Raw genomic sequence first — 15,827 nt, forward strand, 5'->3', positions numbered from 1 at the left:
TGCTTTACACTGAAGCTCTTTTGATTTGACCGGCTGCAGTACATGAGAACGCGACTGATTACCCGTGAAGGTTTTAACACCTTAAAAGCTGAACTTGATTATCTGTGGCGGGAAGAGCGACCCGAGGTCACCAAAAAAGTGACCTGGGCTGCCAGCCTGGGCGATCGGAGTGAAAATGCCGATTACCAGTACAATAAGAAGCGTTTGCGCGAGATTGACCGCCGCGTCCGCTATCTCAGCAAAAGTCTTGAGCAACTGCGTATTGTGGATTATTCGCCCCAACAGGACGGCAAAGTATTTTTTGGTGCCTGGGTGGAAGTCGAGAATGACGACGGTGAAGTGAAACGCTTTCGTATCGTGGGCTACGATGAAATTTTTGGCCGTAAGGATTACATCTCGATTGACTCGCCGATGGCCCGCGCGCTGTTAAAAAAAGCGGTCGGTGATATGGCCATTGTCGAGACGCCAGCCGGGCCGGCCGCCTGGTATGTTAATGAAATTAGCTATATTGAAGCCTGATTCAGAATATCGCTGAAAGCAGGCCCATTCTCTGGCATTTTCGCCCATCAATCCGTATAACTATCGGCTATTTCTCAACCCAGAAAGCATAATAGTCCGATGATGAATGTTCTTAGCCAGCTAATTGCAAGTGAGCTCCAGGCGCGCCCCGAGCAAGTTGACGCCGCCGTCCGCCTGTTGGATGAAGGGAATACCGTGCCATTCATTGCACGTTATCGTAAAGAGGTGACGGGCGGTCTGGATGATACGCAACTCCGCCAGCTGGAAACCCGCCTCGGCTACCTGCGTGAACTCGCTGAACGCAGGCAGGCCATCCTGAAATCCATTGAGGAACAAGGAAAACTCACCGACGACCTGGCTCAGGCCATCAATACAACGCTCAGCAAAACAGAACTCGAAGATCTTTACCTGCCCTACAAACCCAAACGCCGCACCCGTGGGCAAATCGCCATCGAAGCCGGTCTGGAGCCGTTGGCCGAGACATTGTGGCAGGATCCCTCGCACGATCCGGAGCAGCTGGCTGCAGGTTATGTGAATGCCGATAACGGTGTCGCCGATGTGCGCGCAGCCCTTGATGGCGCGCGCTATATCCTGATGGAGCGCTTTGCTGAAGATGCCGCGCTGCTGGCTAAAGTACGCCACTATTTGTGGAAGAATGCCCATCTGGTATCGAAAGTGGTGGAAGGTAAAGAGGAAGAGGGCGCGAAATTCCGCGACTATTTCGACCACCATGAGCCGCTGCATACCGTACCGTCTCACCGTGCACTGGCGATGCTGCGCGGACGTAACGAAGGCGTGCTGCAGCTGTCGCTGAATGCCGATCCGCAATTTGATGAGCCACCGCGCGAAAGTCATGGCGAAACCCTGATTGCCGAACACCTGAACCTGAGACTGAATAACGCGCCCGCCGACAGCTGGCGCAAGGCTGTGGTCAGCTGGACCTGGCGCATCAAGGTGATGCTGCATCTGGAAACTGAGCTGATGGGCACGGTTCGCGAGCGGGCCGAAGATGAGGCCATCAACGTCTTTGCACGCAACCTGCACGATCTGTTGATGGCGGCACCTGCGGGCATGCGTGCCACTATGGGCCTGGATCCGGGCCTGCGTACCGGCGTGAAAGTTGCCGTCGTTGACGCCACCGGCAAGCTGGTCGCCACCGATACCGTTTATCCCCATACTGGCCAGGCCGCAAAAGCGGCGGCGGCCGTGGCGGCGCTGTGCGTGAAGCACCAGGTCGAACTGGTGGCAATCGGAAACGGTACCGCCTCACGTGAAACCGAACGTTTCTTCCTTGATCTGCAAAAGCAGTTCCCGCAGGTCACGGCGCAAAAAGTGATTGTCAGCGAAGCGGGCGCATCGGTCTACTCCGCGTCAGAGTTAGCGGCGCAGGAGTTCCCGGATCTGGATGTCTCCCTGCGCGGGGCGGTTTCCATTGCCCGCCGCTTACAGGATCCGCTTGCCGAGCTGGTGAAAATCGACCCGAAATCCATCGGTGTAGGCCAGTATCAGCATGACGTCAGCCAGAGTCAGCTGGCGAAAAAGCTGGATGCGGTCGTGGAAGACTGCGTGAATGCCGTCGGCGTTGATCTGAACACCGCTTCCGTACCGCTGCTGACGCGCGTAGCAGGTCTGACGCGCATGATGGCGCAAAATATCGTCGGCTGGCGTGACGAAAACGGGCGTTTTCAGAATCGTCAGCAGTTACTCAAGGTGAGCCGCCTGGGGCCGAAAGCCTTTGAGCAATGCGCAGGCTTCCTGCGTATCAATCACGGCGATAACCCGCTGGATGCGTCTACGGTTCACCCCGAAGCCTATCCGGTCGTCGAGCGCATTCTGGCGGCCACGGAACAGGCCCTGACCGATTTGATGGGCAATCCGGCCAGCCTGCGGAATCTGAACGCTGTGGACTTTACCGATGCGCGTTTCGGCTTGCCGACCGTGACTGACATCATGAAAGAGCTGGAAAAACCCGGCCGCGATCCCCGTCCTGAGTTTAAAACCGCGCAGTTCGCGGAAGGCGTGGAAACCCTGAACGACCTGATGCCGGGCATGGTGCTGGAAGGTGCGGTCACTAACGTCACTAACTTCGGTGCTTTCGTGGATATTGGCGTTCATCAGGACGGGCTGGTCCATATCTCTTCCCTGTCCGATAAGTTTGTGGACGATCCGCATCAGGTCGTGAAGGCGGGCGACATCGTCAAAGTCAAAGTCATGGAAGTGGATCTGCAGCGTAAACGTATCGCGCTTACTATGCGTCTTGACGAGCAGCCGGGTGAAGGCCATGCCCGCAGTGGTAAGAGCAGCACGGCACGTGAGGAAAGACGTCCCGCAGCGAACAAAGGCCGGGCGCGTCCCGCCAGTCAGCCAGCAGGTAACAGCGCCATGGGTGATGCCCTGGCTGCGGCCTTCGGTAAGAAGCGCTAGTTAACGGCGGTTACGTCGCCTCTTTCCCGGTGCGGAAGGAGGCGACGCTTCACCCTCTCTTCCCCTTTACGCTGTTCTTAGCCCTCCGCCAGGCTTTGTCTGCCAGCAAGCCGTTGCGCCCTTTCGCTGGCTGCGCGTGCGATTAAGTTGAAAATCCTCACCCTGACGCTACGCTAAAAAGACGCCCGTGATAATAACGACACCCGCTGTGGCAGCCCCTTAAAATGGAAAAAATCACTGCTTTACTCGATGCGATTTATGCCGATGCCTTTCCACAGGCTTTACGTGAACGCCTGCTCGTCCTGATTGCAGACGCTCGCGATACCACAAAATTGCCACGTAAAGCGCACTGGGACGAACAGGATGTCGTACTGATTACCTATGCCGATCAGTTTCGCGAACCGAATACGCCTACGCTCCGCACTTTCTCACGCTTTTATCAGCAGCATTTGCAGTCGACCTTTCCACTGGTGCACCTTCTGCCGTTCTATCCTTATTCGTCCGACGACGGTTTTTCCGTCATCGATTACCATCAGGTCAATCCGTTATGTGGCGACTGGCATGACATTGCCCTGCTGCATCAGGAAACACGACTGATGTTCGATTTTGTCTGTAACCATATGTCGGCGCACAGCGCATGGTTTAAGCATTATCTTGCACAGGATCCGGGCTGGGATGATTTTTTTATAAGCCTGCCGCCCACTACCGATCTGAGTGCGGTAACGCGGCCACGGACGTCGCCCTTGCTCACCCCGTTCACGCTGGCAAACGGTGACATTCGTTTTGTCTGGACCACCTTCAGCGCCGATCAAATTGACCTGAACTTTGCCAGCCCTGACGTGCTGCTGCGCATGGTTGAGGTCCTGCTCGACTACCTGAAACGTGGAGCCGATTACGTACGGCTGGATGCAGTGGGCTATATGTGGAAAACACCCGGCACCACGTGCATTCACCTCGAAAAAACGCATCTGCTGGTCAAACTGTTTCGTGCCATCGCCGACGAGGTTGCACCGGGCACCGTGATCATCACTGAAACCAATGTGCCGCACAAAGACAACATCAGCTATTTCGGCAAGGGTTATGATGAAGCCCAGATGGTGTATCAGTTCTCGCTGCCGCCGCTGGTGCTGCACGCCATCCACACCGGCTCGGCGCGTGCGTTACGCCAATGGGCCAGTACCCTTACGACAGGCAATGGCAATACCACTTTTTTCAATTTCCTGGCATCGCACGATGGTATTGGCCTGAATCCGGCACGCGGTATTTTATCTGAAGTGGAAATTACCGCCCTGGTGCGCGATCTGGCGCTGGAAGGTGCGCTGATCTCGTACAAAAATAATCCTGATGGCACAACCAGCCCCTATGAAATCAACGTGACCTATTTCGACGCGCTCAACCGTGAAGGCGATGACGATGAAACGCGGCTCAAACGCTTTATGTTAGCGCACGCTATCTTACTGGCGTTTCCGGGCGTACCCGCCATTTATATCCAGAGCATACTGGGTGCACGTAACGATTATGAGGGCGTACGCGAAGCCGGCCATAACCGGGCGATCAACCGGCAAAAATATGCGATGCCGGAGATTGAAGACGCGCTGGCGAAAAGGAACGGTTTACGCCATCAGGTTTATACGCATTTGAGTAAACTGATTCAGCAGCGTCGCCGTCTGGCCGCTTTCCATCCCGATAATCCGATGCAGCTCTTTCAGAGTGATAATGCGCTGTTAATAATGAAGCGTGATGAGCCCGTCCGCGGCGATGCGTTACTGTGTGTATTTAATCTCAGTGGCAGACAGGTTACAGCGCTGTTACCCGAAGCGCGCCTTTTTCAGGATGTGATCAGAGGTGAGAAGGTGGATGGCACCCAGCCCGTGGTGCTGGATGCCTGGCAATTCATGTGGCTACGCTAATTACTTGTACACTTCCGCAGTTGCACTGAACTTACCGTGCTCACGGCCCGCGATCACCAGGAAGTACTTGCCGCCCTTCTCATCCGCTGCTTTTGACAGCTTCTTCTTGGCATCCATTGGCGAGGTGGTTTCTGCCGTGGTGTTTACGGTACCAATTTTGGTCAGATTCATCTTCTGCACTTCTTCTTTGGTGACTTCTTTCGCCGCCAGTGCAGAAAATGACACTGCGCCCATCATCACTGATGCAACTACCCATTTCATAACCTTCATTTGTCTACCCTCATTCATGATCCATTGTTGAGATGTAAGCAGCCGCAAATCGCTTAAGGCTATATCGAACGGCATAGTCATTTCCCTGACTAATCGCATAGAAGTGCAGCGGCCTTGCTCACTCATCAAGTATTGCCGCTACACAGAAATTTGCCAGTTACGGTCTGGGTTAACTGTCTAATCCGCTGATAAATGAAATAATATGCTGGCAGAAGGCGTCAGGATGAGAAATAAACGGCGCATGTGCGGCTTTGTCTGTCACAACAGAAGGCGATGCCGGTAACTGTTGGTCAAGCTGTTGCGCAATGCGACGGGGCACCAGACCATCCAGCGCGCCATAGATGCGCAGAAAAGGCAGCGAAAGCGTGGCAAGCCTGTCACGTAAATCGCATTCGCTCAGAATCTGCAGGCCACCATTCAGCACCGCTACGTCGGGCATCGGCTGTGACAGCACAATGTCTTTCAGCTGGCGTGCATCGGCGCGGGCGCTTTCCGAGCCCATGGTTTGCAGAGCCAGAAAACGCTCAACGGTACGCTGAAAGTCCTGACTCAACTGCTGCTGAAAGTTATGTAAGGTTAAAGGGGCAATCCCAGGCCAGTCATCGCGGGCGGTAAAGCAAGGTGACGAGGCGACGGTAATCAGGGCACGTAATCGTTCGGGGACGCTCAACGCCAGCTGCGTGGCAACCAGCCCGCCCAGAGACCAGCCCAGTACAGTGGCGCGCGAGGGCAGATGCGGCTCAAGCACCTGTGCCATCGCTTCCAGCGACATTGCCGGAAATCCCTGGCTGCGGCCATAACCGGGTAAATCCACTAAGTGCAGACGGAAATGCGTGCTGAGTCGCGGCACGATGTTTTGCCACACTTCCGCATTCAGTCCCCAACCGTGCAGCAGCACAAGATCGTTATCTCCTTCGCCGCAGGTATGCCAGTAAAGTGAGCTCATCCGTTATGCTTCCATCATTCATTAATAAGGAGGCCACTATGCTACCAATGCCCGCCCTGTGTTGGCTATGCCAGTTGCCGCTACGTCTTGCCCGGCACGGCATTTGCTGTGTCTGTCTGCGCCAGTTGCCCCGCCTGCCCCCGTTATGTCCGGTATGCGGTCTGCCTGCCGCTTCTGGCAATCTGACCTGCGGGCGCTGCCTGCGTCACCCGCCGCCCTGGCAGACGTTAGTCTGCGTCAGCGCCTGGCAGCCCCCGCTCAGCACATGGGTAAACCAGTTAAAATTCTCCGGGACGACCGCACTAAGGGTGATGCTGGCGCGTTTGCTTTTGTTAAGCTGGTTGAATGCGTACCGTAGCAAACGGACGAGCCGTCCCGATCTGCTGATGTGTGTTCCGCTGCATTCACGACGCTGCTGGTGGCGCGGCTACAATCAAACGGTCCTGCTGGCCGCACCCCTGGCTCACTGGCTGGGCTGTGCATTCAGTCCGGCGTTATACCGACGGCGCGCAGGTGCCGTTCAGCATCACTTAAGCGCCCGCCAGCGTCGTCGCAACTTGCGAGGAGCGTTTCATCTTGAAGCCGATGTCACCGGACGCCATATCGCCCTGATCGATGATGTGGTCACCACCGGCAGTACGGTCAAAGAAATCAGCCGGCTGCTCCGGGCGCGAGGCGCAGCCAGCGTGCACATCTGGTGCCTGTGCCGTACCTTGTAGAGCCCGAATGATGGGCGTATTATAACCAACTAAATTAGTCAACTATTGAGCAACTGACATGATCCGAATTACTGATTCTGCCCAAGAGCATTTTTCAAAACTGCTGTCTAAACAAGAAGATGGCACCCAGATTCGCGTATTCGTGATTAACCCGGGTACGCCAACGGCCGAATGCGGCGTGTCATACTGCCCACCCGATGCGGTTGAAGCCACGGATACTGAACTTAAGTTTGAAAAACTGTCCGCGTATGTTGATGAACTGAGCGCGCCCTATCTGGAAGACGCTGAAATTGACTTCGTCACCGATAACCTGGGCTCGCAGCTGACGCTGAAGGCGCCTAACGCTAAGATGCGCAAGGTTTCTGACGATGCGCCACTGGTTGAGCGCGTTGAGTACCTGTTACAGGCGCAGATTAACCCACAGCTGGCCGGACACGGCGGACGCGTTTCGCTGATGGCAATCACCGACGACGGTTTTGCTATCCTGCAGTTTGGTGGCGGCTGTAACGGCTGTTCGATGATCGACGTTACCCTGAAGGATGGCATTGAGAAAGAGTTGCTGGCAGCCTTCCCGCAGTTGAAAGGCGTGCGCGATATTACTGAGCACCAGCGTGGCGAGCACTCGTTCTACTGATGTTCACGCGCGACAGCACCGCTGTCGCGCGTTCCCGTTATCCCGCCTTTCGCCGTTTAGTCACGGTTTTCAGTAGCTTATTGACGTCATCATCGGCAAAGATGCTTTCCAGTGGCTGCACCAGCTTGCGACGCCAGTTGGGATATTGATCGACGGTGCCCGGGACGTTAACCGGCGTGGTCATGCCCAGCCAGTCCTCAGGCTGCAACCCAAGCAGTGCACTGTTGGTATCCGCCAGAAAGCGGTGCACAGACTGATTCAGACCGGGCGTCATCGCGAGCGACGCAGCCTGTTTTGCGCTCCGTGCCGGCACCGCGCCCGCTTTATGTAGCGCATTGAGCAGCGCCTGCTTTTGCTTCAGTCGCTGCTGCTGCAGGGTGAGGACAGTTTTTTTATCGGGATAAAGCCCAAGCTCCTCGCCGAGCTGCAAATCGCCGCCACTCCAGAACCCTGTCAATGTGGGCAGATCGTGCGTGCTGGCGCTGGCGATTGACTGCCGTGGATAGGCCCGGGGCGCGCGATACTGGCCCTGCCTGCCCTGTTCAAACCACAACACTTTCCACGAAAAGACGCCACTGTCGCGCAGCAGACTGACAATCTCTTCAGGCACGGTACCTAAATCCTCACCGATCACCATACAGCCCTGTCGGTGGCTTTCCAGCGCCAGAATACCTAACAGATCGTGAACCGGATAAGCCACATATGCCCCTTTATCCGCCGTTTCACCCGCCGGTACCCACCAGAGGCGCAGAAGCGCCATTACGTGGTCGATACGTAGCGCGCCGCAGTCACGCATATTCGCACGCAGGATGTCGATAAAGGGTTGATAACCTCTGGCCTGCAGAACATGGGGATCCATCGGCGGCAGCCCCCAGTTTTGGCCCAGCGGACCAAGCCGATCGGGCGGCGCGCCGATGGACGCTTTCAGCCGGTAGAGCTCTGGATCGTGCCAGGTTTCAGCGCTGCCTTCTGCTACGCCGACGGCCAGATCGCGGTACAGGCCGACACTCATACCCAGCGCCTGACTTCGCGCCCAGCACTGCGAAAACTGCTGCTGCGCCAGCCATTGCAACCATTGCCAGAAAGCAATCTCCTCGCCGTGCTGTTCGCACCAGTTCTGCACCTCCGCGGAGCGGCAGTCACGCCAGCTTTCGGACCAGGCAGGCCACCCTGTCAGTGCGGAGCCTTCACGCTGCATGTCTGCCTGCAGACCGTCATAAACGGCCTGATAGCGCAAACTGTCGCCCCCTTGCTGGATAAATTCGGCAAAGCCTTGTTTCTGCTCATCTTCCGCACGCCGGGCCTGGAACTGAGTCCAGCTATGGCGCAACGCCGTCAGCTTCAGCGCCATCACTGCATCGTAATCCACCCACTCACTTTCCCGGGCCTTGCTGAGTGCTTTTTGTGTTTTCGCGCTTTTCCACCACTTTTGCGCCGCGCGGCTCTGCTGGAAATCCTCTACCTGTGCCACATCGATATAGATAATATTTAACCAGCGACGGGACGACGGACTGTAAGGGCTGGCAAAAGCGGGGCTGGCCGGATAGAGCGCGTGCAGGGGATTCAGGCCGACAAAATCACCACCGCGCGCGGCAAGCTGCTCCAGCAAATATTCCAGATCGCCAAAATCACCAATGCCCCAGTTTTTTGCTGAACGCACGGTATAAAGCTGAACCAGCGCGCCCCAGCGTTTCTCTCCGGCACGCAAGGCCGGGGGGAGATAACAGCGGCGGGGCGCGACGATCACTCTCGTCTGCCACGTACGCTTGCCCTTACTCAGGGTAAGCTGGTGATAACCCTGCCCCAGAGGAGAAGGCAGCGTAAAGGGCGCACCACCTTCGAGTGTTCCGCTAAAAGTTTTGCCTTTCTCTGTCTGCAACTGCCAGCTTATGCGACCGTCAATCTGTGGCGCCAGCACGCGTTGGCGATTACCGCTGAAGACCACAACAGGCGGCAGCGGTGATTTGCTGGCTTTCTGCGGATTTTCCATCACGGCGAGCAAGGCACGCTTTGTCTCATCGCTGATCGCTTCCGGTTCACCGTTCGCATTGAAGTACGTCAGCGCTATTCCTGCCGCCAGTGCGGCTTTATCAAGTGAAGAGGATGTCATCGCAATTCCTTAGCGTTGCGCCTGCCAGATGCGCTGTTGGTAGTCCCGAATAGAACGATCCGAACTAAAAAACCCGGCTCGTGCCGTATTGAGAATGGCGGCGCGCGTCCAGGCTTCCTGATCGCGCCATAACGCCTCAACGCGTTTTTGCGCATCGACGTAAGCCTGATAATCCGCCAGCACCAGCCAGGGATCGCCATTTTTTGTCAGACTCTCCAACATTAGGTCGAATGCATGCTTATCGCCATTACTGAACTTCCCTTTTTTCAGAGACGTCAGTAATTCATCCAGCTCTTTGTTATGCTTGCGGATCTTTTGCGGCTTGTAACCTGCCGCTTTAAGCGCCTTAACCTCATCCACGGTATGGCCGAAAATAAAGATGTTCTCTTCGCCGACCTGTTCGGCGATTTCTACATTCGCGCCATCCAGCGTACCAATAGTGAGTGCGCCATTTAATGCCAGCTTCATGTTGCCTGTGCCTGAGGCTTCGTAGCCCGCTGTGGAGATCTGCTCCGACAGATCGGCAGCAGGGATCAGGTATTCGGCTGCCGTAATGCGGTAATCCGGCATAAAGACGACTTTGAGTTTGTCGCCAACAAGCGGGTCGTTATTCACCACGTCTGCCACCTTGTTGATGGCATAGATAATGTTTTTTGCCAGGTAATAACCCGGTGCGGCTTTGGCACCAAAGAGAAACACGCGGGGAATCATGCTGGCATCATCGGGATTATCGCGAACGCGTTTATAGCAGTGCAGAATATGCAACAGGCCTAAATGCTGACGCTTATACTCATGCAGCCGCTTGATCTGCACATCAAAGATCGCTTCTGGATTAACGAGGATGCCGGTGCGCTGCGCAATGTAGGTAGCCAGACGCGCTTTGTTATGGCGCTTAACCGCACGGAAGCGCTCACGGAAGGCAGGATCATCCGCACAGGGCTCCAGGCCCTGTAAGGCCGTCAGATTACTGACCCATTCGCATTGAAGCGTGTCGTCAATCAGGCTCGACAGGGCGGGATTACACTGCTTAATCCAGCGGCGCGGCGTGATGCCGTTCGTGACATTGTGGAATTTTTGCGGCCAAAGCTGATGGTACTCGGGGAAAAGATCGGTCACGACCAGGCCGGAATGCAGGGCCGCCACGCCATTCACTGCAAAACCGCTCACCACGCACAGGTTTGCCATGCGCACCTGACCATCGGCCACCACTGCCAGCTTCTTCCATATCGCTTTATCACCTGGCCAGCGCTGTTTAACCTGCTGTTTCAGGCGGCGATTGATCTCTTTGATAATGACCATATGACGCGGCAGCACACTGCGCATCAGCTTTTCATCCCAGCGTTCCAGCGCTTCAGGCATTAAGGTGTGATTGGTATAGGCAAACACGCGGCTGGTGATATGCCAGGCCTCATCCCAACTCAGCTGATGCGCATCCAGCAATACACGCAGCATTTCCGGTATAGCGATGGTGGGATGCGTATCGTTTAGCTGGATCACTTCATGATCTGGCAGGGCATGGATACTGCGCCCTGCCTGATGATGACGTCGCAAAATATCCGCCACTGCGCAGGCACACTGAAAATATTGCTGCATCAGGCGCAGGCGTTTTCCCTGTGGGTGATTATCGTTGGGATAAAGCACTTTGGTCAGGCTGGCGGCATCAATCCCCTGCTGTTCAGCCTGTAAAAACTTACCATCGTTAAACAGCGTCAGGTCAAAAGGATGTTCGCTGGTAGCTTTCCACAGCCGTAACGGCAGCGTCACCCCGTTACGGTATCCCGTAATCGGCAGATCCCAGGCTTCCCCGCGAAGATAAAGGGCAGGTACCCATTCCAGGCGACCTTCATCGCGCTTGATCACTTTTCCTCCCAGCCCGACACGCACATCCAGCGCTGCGTTATGGCGAAACCAGGGATAGGTGTCGCGCTCCCAGTCATCCGGTTCTTCAACCTGTTTGCCCTCTGCGAAGCGCTGGCGGAACAGGCCATATTGATAATTCAGCCCATGTCCGGTTGCAGGCTGGCCTGCCGTCGCCATGGCGTCCATGTAACAGGCCGCCAGCCTTCCCAGGCCGCCGTTACCTAAGGCTGGATCGACCTCTTCTTCCAGCAGTTCGCTCAGCTCAACCTGATGTTCAGCCAGCAGGGCTTTTACCTCATCAAACCAGCCCAGATTAAGCAGGTTATTGCCCGTAAGACGTCCCAGCAGAAATTCCATCGACAGATAGTTCACATGACGTTGTGGCGAGAGGGATCGGGCGGTGGGCTGCACACTGATCACATCATTCACTGCGGCACTGAGTGCCTGCCACCACTGATGCGGCGTCATTTGCCTGGCGGAGGTGTAGCCAAGATGTTGCCATTGGCGGGTTAATGCAGCCTGAAAGCGGGATTTATTGAATTTCTGCTGTGGCATATCACTCCCTTTGTATCCATATGGGTAAGGTAAACATGGCATGCGCATGGGCCGGCAACATGGCCAGCGACCGTTTTAATTAAATACGTGAGTGCGGGAAAAAGCGACAGACTGAGGTAAAAAACGCCAGTTTACTCACTGGCGGGCAGGAATTAGCAAAGTTCGAGGTGAACGTCGTGCTGTTCAATCACCTTCATGACGCTGGCGGGCGGCATTTTATCGGTATAAAGATAATCAAGCTGGCTCATATTGCCCAGGTTGACCATGGCATTACGTCCAAATTTCGAGTGATCCACAACCAGCATGACACAGCGTGAGTTCTCGATGATGGCGCGCTTGGTGCGCACCTCGTGGTAGTCGAACTCCAGCAGTGATCCGTCCATATCAATGCCGCTAATCCCGAGGATGCCGTAATCAAGGCGAAACTGTGAAATAAAGTCCAGCGTCGCTTCGCCCATGACCGCGCCGTCACGGGTACGTACTTCGCCACCCGCAATAATGACTCTGAAGTCCGGTTTGCCCATCAACAGCATGGCTACGTTCAGGTTGTTCGTCACCACGCGCAGATCGCTGTGGCCCAGCAGCGCATGCGCCACCGCTTCCGGCGTGGTGCCGATATCAATAAACAGCGTTGCGCCGTCGGGAATCTGGCTGGCAACGCGCTGGGCAATGCGCGCTTTTTCGGCCGACCACATCATTTTACGGTCCTGCCAGGCGGTGTTCTCCGAGCTGGAGGGCAAAGCCGCCCCACCGTGGTGCCGTTGAATTTTATTTTGATCGGCAAGGTCGTTTAAATCACGACGAATCGTTTGTGGGCTGACTTCAAAATGGTCGACCAGCTCCTCAGTACTGACATATCCCTGACGCCGAACCAGATCAATAATGGCGTCATGACGTTGCGTCTGCTTCACATTCCTCTCCTGTTTCGGGCTTATTCTTCTTCGTTGTGACTAGCGTTTTTTCTTGCGCGTATCAACAAATGCCATCGCCAGGCCAACCAGTAGCCCACCCACGTGCGCGGCATTGGCGATGGCCAGACCAAAGGCCCCAAACCAGCCGACCACCAGCCAGACGAGGGCAAATCCGATTAACCCGCGCTCCAGACAGATACCACTCTCAGGATCGCGTTCGCCACGCAGCCAGCAATATCCCATTAATGCATAGACCACGCCGGACAGACCACCAAACCAGATGCCGCTGAACTTTGCCTGCAGCCAGCCACTGAGCAGGGCGGAGATCAGTAAAATGACAAAAAGTTTGCCGCTGCCTAACCGTTTTTCTACCGCTCCACCGAGATACCACCACCACATCAGGTTAAACAGGATATGCAGCAGCGAAAAATGCAGCAACGCATGACTAAACCAGCGCCAGACCTCAAAGTGCTGATCGGCATCGGGCCAGGCTAACCAGTACATTACGGTGCGATCGCCCAGCACCTGCATCAGAATAAAGACGGCGATACAGGCCAGCATCACAACGGTCGTCAATGGTCCGGCCCGCTCACGTATGTTTGCCCAGATGTTGCTGCGCTCATAGCGCAGGCCGCTGTCGGTTTTACCACTTTGCCAGCTCGCTGCCTGGTAGCGCGGATGATTGGGATCGCGCACGAACGCCTGAAGTTCGTTTTCGACCACTGAAAGCTGACTTTCATCATCCAGCACAATGACATAGTGACTTTCATGCTCAATACGCAATTTCACGCCACGCGTCGCCATGTAGTCAACAAAAGCCTGCGCCATGCGCGGCTGATTAAATTGGGTAATGCGCATTACTCACTCTCCGTGTTACGCCCGCTTATTTATTCAGCGCCGCTGGCAACCTGTTGAGGAAAGGCGGCGCGCCAGGCGTCAAATCCGCCATCTATACTGTAAGCCGTGGCAAATCCCTGACCATGCAGATAGTCCGCCGCGCCCTTACTGCTGTTGCCGTGATAGCACATCACCAGTACAGGCAGGCTCATGTCAGTGGTGCTGATGAAATCATTGAGGTTGCTGTTCGACAAATGCAAGGCACCGCGGGCATGGCCGAGTGCAAAACTTTGCGCATCGCGAATATCCACCAGCACTGCGCCCTGCTCAAGATGCGCCTGCGCCTGGTGAACATCGATACATTGGTAGGTTTCCATGGTGTCTCTCATCATGTTTCATCATCAAAATGACAGCTAGTGTAACCCGATAATCCTCGGCAATAACCTGACAATAATTGTGGCTACTCACCTTTCCGCACACATAATGTTATCCATATCACGCAAAATTGTTTTTAAGCGGTTAAATACTGGCATCAATGTTGGTTTGCGATTATGATTATGCTCGAAAACGAACATAAGTGAACTATTCCGAACATCGGAGGAGACAACGTGGAAACCAAAGACCTGATCGTTATCGGCGGCGGCATCAACGGTGCTGGCATCGCAGCAGACGCTGCAGGACGCGGACTGTCGGTGTTAATGCTAGAGGCGCGGGACCTGGCTTGCGCGACCTCTTCCGCCAGTTCAAAACTGATTCATGGTGGCCTGCGCTACCTTGAACATTATGAGTTTCGTCTGGTAAGTGAAGCGCTGGCTGAGCGCGAAGTGCTGCTAAAAATGGCACCGCATATCGCGTTCCCGATGCGTTTCCGCCTGCCGCACCGTCCGCATCTGCGCCCGGCCTGGATGATTCGCACCGGTCTGTTCATGTATGACCACCTGGGCAAACGCACCAGCCTGCCGGGCAGTAAAAGCCTGACCTTTGGGCCGGATTCGGCGCTGAAGCCTGAAATTAAACGTGGTTTCGAGTATTCCGACTGCTGGGTCGATGATGCCCGTATGGTCGTCCTCAATGCGCAGGAAGTGGTTAAGCATGGCGGTGAAGTGCGCACCCGTACCCGCGTTACCCGCGCGTGGCGTGAAAATGGCCTGTGGATGGTCGAAGCAGAAGACATTGACAGCGGCAAAACCTTGACCTGGCAGGCTAAAGGTCTGGTCAACGCAGCCGGCCCCTGGGTTAAGCAATTCTTTGACGACGGGCTGGCGCTGAAGTCGCCTTACGGTATCCGCCTGATTAAAGGCAGCCATATCGTGGTGCCACGCGTTCACAACGAGAAGCAGGCTTATATCCTGCAAAACGAAGATAACCGCATTGTGTTTGTCATTCCGTGGATGGACGAGTTTTCCATCATCGGCACAACCGACGTGGAATACAAAGGCGATCCGAAAAATGTCGCTATTGACGACAACGAAATCGACTACATCCTGAAAGTGTACAACGGCCACTTTAAAAAGCAGTTAACGCCAGACGATATCGTCTGGACCTATTCCGGCGTGCGCCCGCTGTGCGATGATGAATCGGATTCGCCGCAGGCCATCACCCGTGACTACACGCTGGACGTCCGTGATGAAAACGGTAAAACGCCATTACTGTCGGTCTTTGGCGGTAAATTAACGACCTATCGCAAGCTGGCTGAGCATGCGATGGAGAAACTGGCGAAGTATTATCCCAAGGCTGGCCCGGCCTGGACGAAGAACTGCGTATTGCCCGGCGGTAATATCTCTGGCACCAGTGATGACTACGCTGCCAGCCTGCGACGCCGTTATCCGTTTATTACTGAAAACATGGCGCGCCACTATTCCCGCACTTACGGCAGCAACACGGAACTACTGCTCAACGATGCAACGTCGCTGGAAGATCTGGGTGAGAACTTTGGCCACGAGTTTTATGAGGCCGAACTGCGTTACCTTGTTCAGCATGAATGGGTGCGTGAAGTCGACGACGCTATCTGGCGCCGCACCAAGCAAGGTATGTGGCTCAACGAAGCCCAGCAGGCCCGTATCGCTGAGTGGCTGGCGGAGAAGGCCAAGCCGACGCTGTCGCTGGCCTCGTAACAGCGCGTCAGCGTTGAG

The 15,827-nt window shown here is 55.4% G+C and carries 13 protein-coding genes; 6 read left to right on the forward strand and 7 right to left on the reverse strand.

The genetic code is table 11. The annotated features are described in order from the left end of the window. Positions 1–42: 42 nt before the first annotated feature. The 3 genes from greB to RAC90_RS15625 all read left to right on the forward strand — a co-directional run bounded on the left by greB (position 43) and on the right by RAC90_RS15625 (position 4,853). Positions 43–519: a transcription elongation factor GreB gene (gene greB / locus RAC90_RS15615; protein WP_033741594.1), complete on the forward strand. Its 477-nt coding sequence runs from the start codon at positions 43–45 to the stop codon at positions 517–519. A gap of 99 nt (positions 520–618) precedes the next feature. Next, positions 619–2,943: a Tex family protein gene (locus RAC90_RS15620; protein ID WP_033741596.1), complete on the forward strand. Its 2,325-nt coding sequence runs from the start codon at positions 619–621 to the stop codon at positions 2,941–2,943. A 224-nt stretch (positions 2,944–3,167) separates the two neighbouring features. Next, complete coding sequence (locus tag RAC90_RS15625) at positions 3,168–4,853, forward strand: sugar phosphorylase (protein WP_375124529.1); 1,686 nt, start codon at positions 3,168–3,170, stop codon at positions 4,851–4,853. Here the strand turns inward: RAC90_RS15625 and RAC90_RS15630 are convergent, their stop codons facing one another. Both RAC90_RS15630 and bioH read right to left on the reverse strand, forming a co-directional pair. Beyond that, on the reverse strand, positions 4,854–5,123 hold the full coding sequence (locus RAC90_RS15630; protein ID WP_006121016.1) for a YdgH/BhsA/McbA-like domain containing protein: 270 nt from the start codon (positions 5,121–5,123) through the stop codon (positions 4,854–4,856). Positions 5,124–5,292: 169 nt separating this feature from the next. Further along, positions 5,293–6,069: a pimeloyl-ACP methyl ester esterase BioH gene (gene bioH, locus RAC90_RS15635; RefSeq protein WP_033741601.1), complete on the reverse strand. Its 777-nt coding sequence runs from the start codon at positions 6,067–6,069 to the stop codon at positions 5,293–5,295. A gap of 38 nt (positions 6,070–6,107) precedes the next feature. Between bioH and gntX the strand changes: the two genes are divergently transcribed. After that, on the forward strand, positions 6,108–6,788 hold the full coding sequence (gene gntX / locus RAC90_RS15640; protein WP_262959573.1) for a DNA utilization protein GntX: 681 nt from the start codon (positions 6,108–6,110) through the stop codon (positions 6,786–6,788). Between the two features lie 58 nt (positions 6,789–6,846). Continuing rightward, positions 6,847–7,422 carry a Fe-S biogenesis protein NfuA gene (gene nfuA / locus RAC90_RS15645; RefSeq protein ID WP_375124530.1) on the forward strand — a complete coding sequence of 192 codons (576 nt, stop codon included), beginning with the start codon at positions 6,847–6,849 and terminating at the stop codon, positions 7,420–7,422. A 37-nt stretch (positions 7,423–7,459) separates the two neighbouring features. Here the strand turns inward: nfuA and malQ are convergent, their stop codons facing one another. The 5 genes from malQ to glpE all read right to left on the reverse strand — a co-directional run bounded on the left by malQ (position 7,460) and on the right by glpE (position 14,072). Then, a complete protein-coding gene (gene malQ / locus RAC90_RS15650; RefSeq protein ID WP_375124531.1) occupies positions 7,460–9,532 on the reverse strand; it encodes a 4-alpha-glucanotransferase in 2,073 nt (690 codons plus the stop codon). A 9-nt stretch (positions 9,533–9,541) separates the two neighbouring features. Then, positions 9,542–11,947 (reverse strand): maltodextrin phosphorylase, encoded by a 2,406-nt coding sequence (gene malP / locus RAC90_RS15655; RefSeq protein ID WP_033741607.1) that lies wholly within the window; start codon positions 11,945–11,947, stop codon positions 9,542–9,544. Positions 11,948–12,099: 152 nt separating this feature from the next. Beyond that, complete coding sequence (locus RAC90_RS15660; protein WP_006121023.1) at positions 12,100–12,858, reverse strand: DeoR/GlpR family transcriptional regulator; 759 nt, start codon at positions 12,856–12,858, stop codon at positions 12,100–12,102. A 39-nt stretch (positions 12,859–12,897) separates the two neighbouring features. Next, the gene (gene glpG / locus RAC90_RS15665) at positions 12,898–13,716 is read right to left on the reverse strand and encodes a rhomboid family intramembrane serine protease GlpG (protein ID WP_375124532.1); all 819 of its coding nucleotides are present in this window, start codon (positions 13,714–13,716) and stop codon (positions 12,898–12,900) included. Between the two features lie 29 nt (positions 13,717–13,745). Then, positions 13,746–14,072 (reverse strand): thiosulfate sulfurtransferase GlpE, encoded by a 327-nt coding sequence (glpE, locus tag RAC90_RS15670; RefSeq protein ID WP_006121025.1) that lies wholly within the window; start codon positions 14,070–14,072, stop codon positions 13,746–13,748. Positions 14,073–14,303: 231 nt separating this feature from the next. On the opposite strand from glpE, the gene glpD reads away from it, so the two are divergent. Then, complete coding sequence (gene glpD / locus RAC90_RS15675; protein ID WP_039342698.1) at positions 14,304–15,809, forward strand: glycerol-3-phosphate dehydrogenase; 1,506 nt, start codon at positions 14,304–14,306, stop codon at positions 15,807–15,809. Positions 15,810–15,827: the final 18 nt, after the last annotated feature.

The organism is Pantoea sp. CS_6, from assembly GCF_041954745.1.
GTDB lineage: Bacteria > Pseudomonadota > Gammaproteobacteria > Enterobacterales > Enterobacteriaceae > Pantoea > Pantoea stewartii.

What these genes read in the sequence shown, in the direction of transcription:
- bioH (WP_033741601.1), bottom strand. Translation starts at nt 6,069, where the DNA reads ATGAGCTCACTTTACTGGCATACCTGCGGCGAAGGAGATAACGATCTT.
- glpE (WP_006121025.1), bottom strand. Translation starts at nt 14,072, where the DNA reads ATGGAAACCTACCAATGTATCGATGTTCACCAGGCGCAGGCGCATCTT.
- glpG (WP_375124532.1), bottom strand. Translation starts at nt 13,716, where the DNA reads ATGCGCATTACCCAATTTAATCAGCCGCGCATGGCGCAGGCTTTTGTT.
- gntX (WP_262959573.1), top strand. Translation starts at nt 6,108, where the DNA reads ATGCTACCAATGCCCGCCCTGTGTTGGCTATGCCAGTTGCCGCTACGT.
- RAC90_RS15625 (WP_375124529.1), top strand. Translation starts at nt 3,168, where the DNA reads ATGGAAAAAATCACTGCTTTACTCGATGCGATTTATGCCGATGCCTTT.
- malQ (WP_375124531.1), bottom strand. Translation starts at nt 9,532, where the DNA reads ATGACATCCTCTTCACTTGATAAAGCCGCACTGGCGGCAGGAATAGCG.
- RAC90_RS15620 (WP_033741596.1), top strand. Translation starts at nt 619, where the DNA reads ATGATGAATGTTCTTAGCCAGCTAATTGCAAGTGAGCTCCAGGCGCGC.
- nfuA (WP_375124530.1), top strand. Translation starts at nt 6,847, where the DNA reads ATGATCCGAATTACTGATTCTGCCCAAGAGCATTTTTCAAAACTGCTG.
- malP (WP_033741607.1), bottom strand. Translation starts at nt 11,947, where the DNA reads ATGCCACAGCAGAAATTCAATAAATCCCGCTTTCAGGCTGCATTAACC.
- greB (WP_033741594.1), top strand. Translation starts at nt 43, where the DNA reads ATGAGAACGCGACTGATTACCCGTGAAGGTTTTAACACCTTAAAAGCT.
- RAC90_RS15630 (WP_006121016.1), bottom strand. Translation starts at nt 5,123, where the DNA reads ATGAAGGTTATGAAATGGGTAGTTGCATCAGTGATGATGGGCGCAGTG.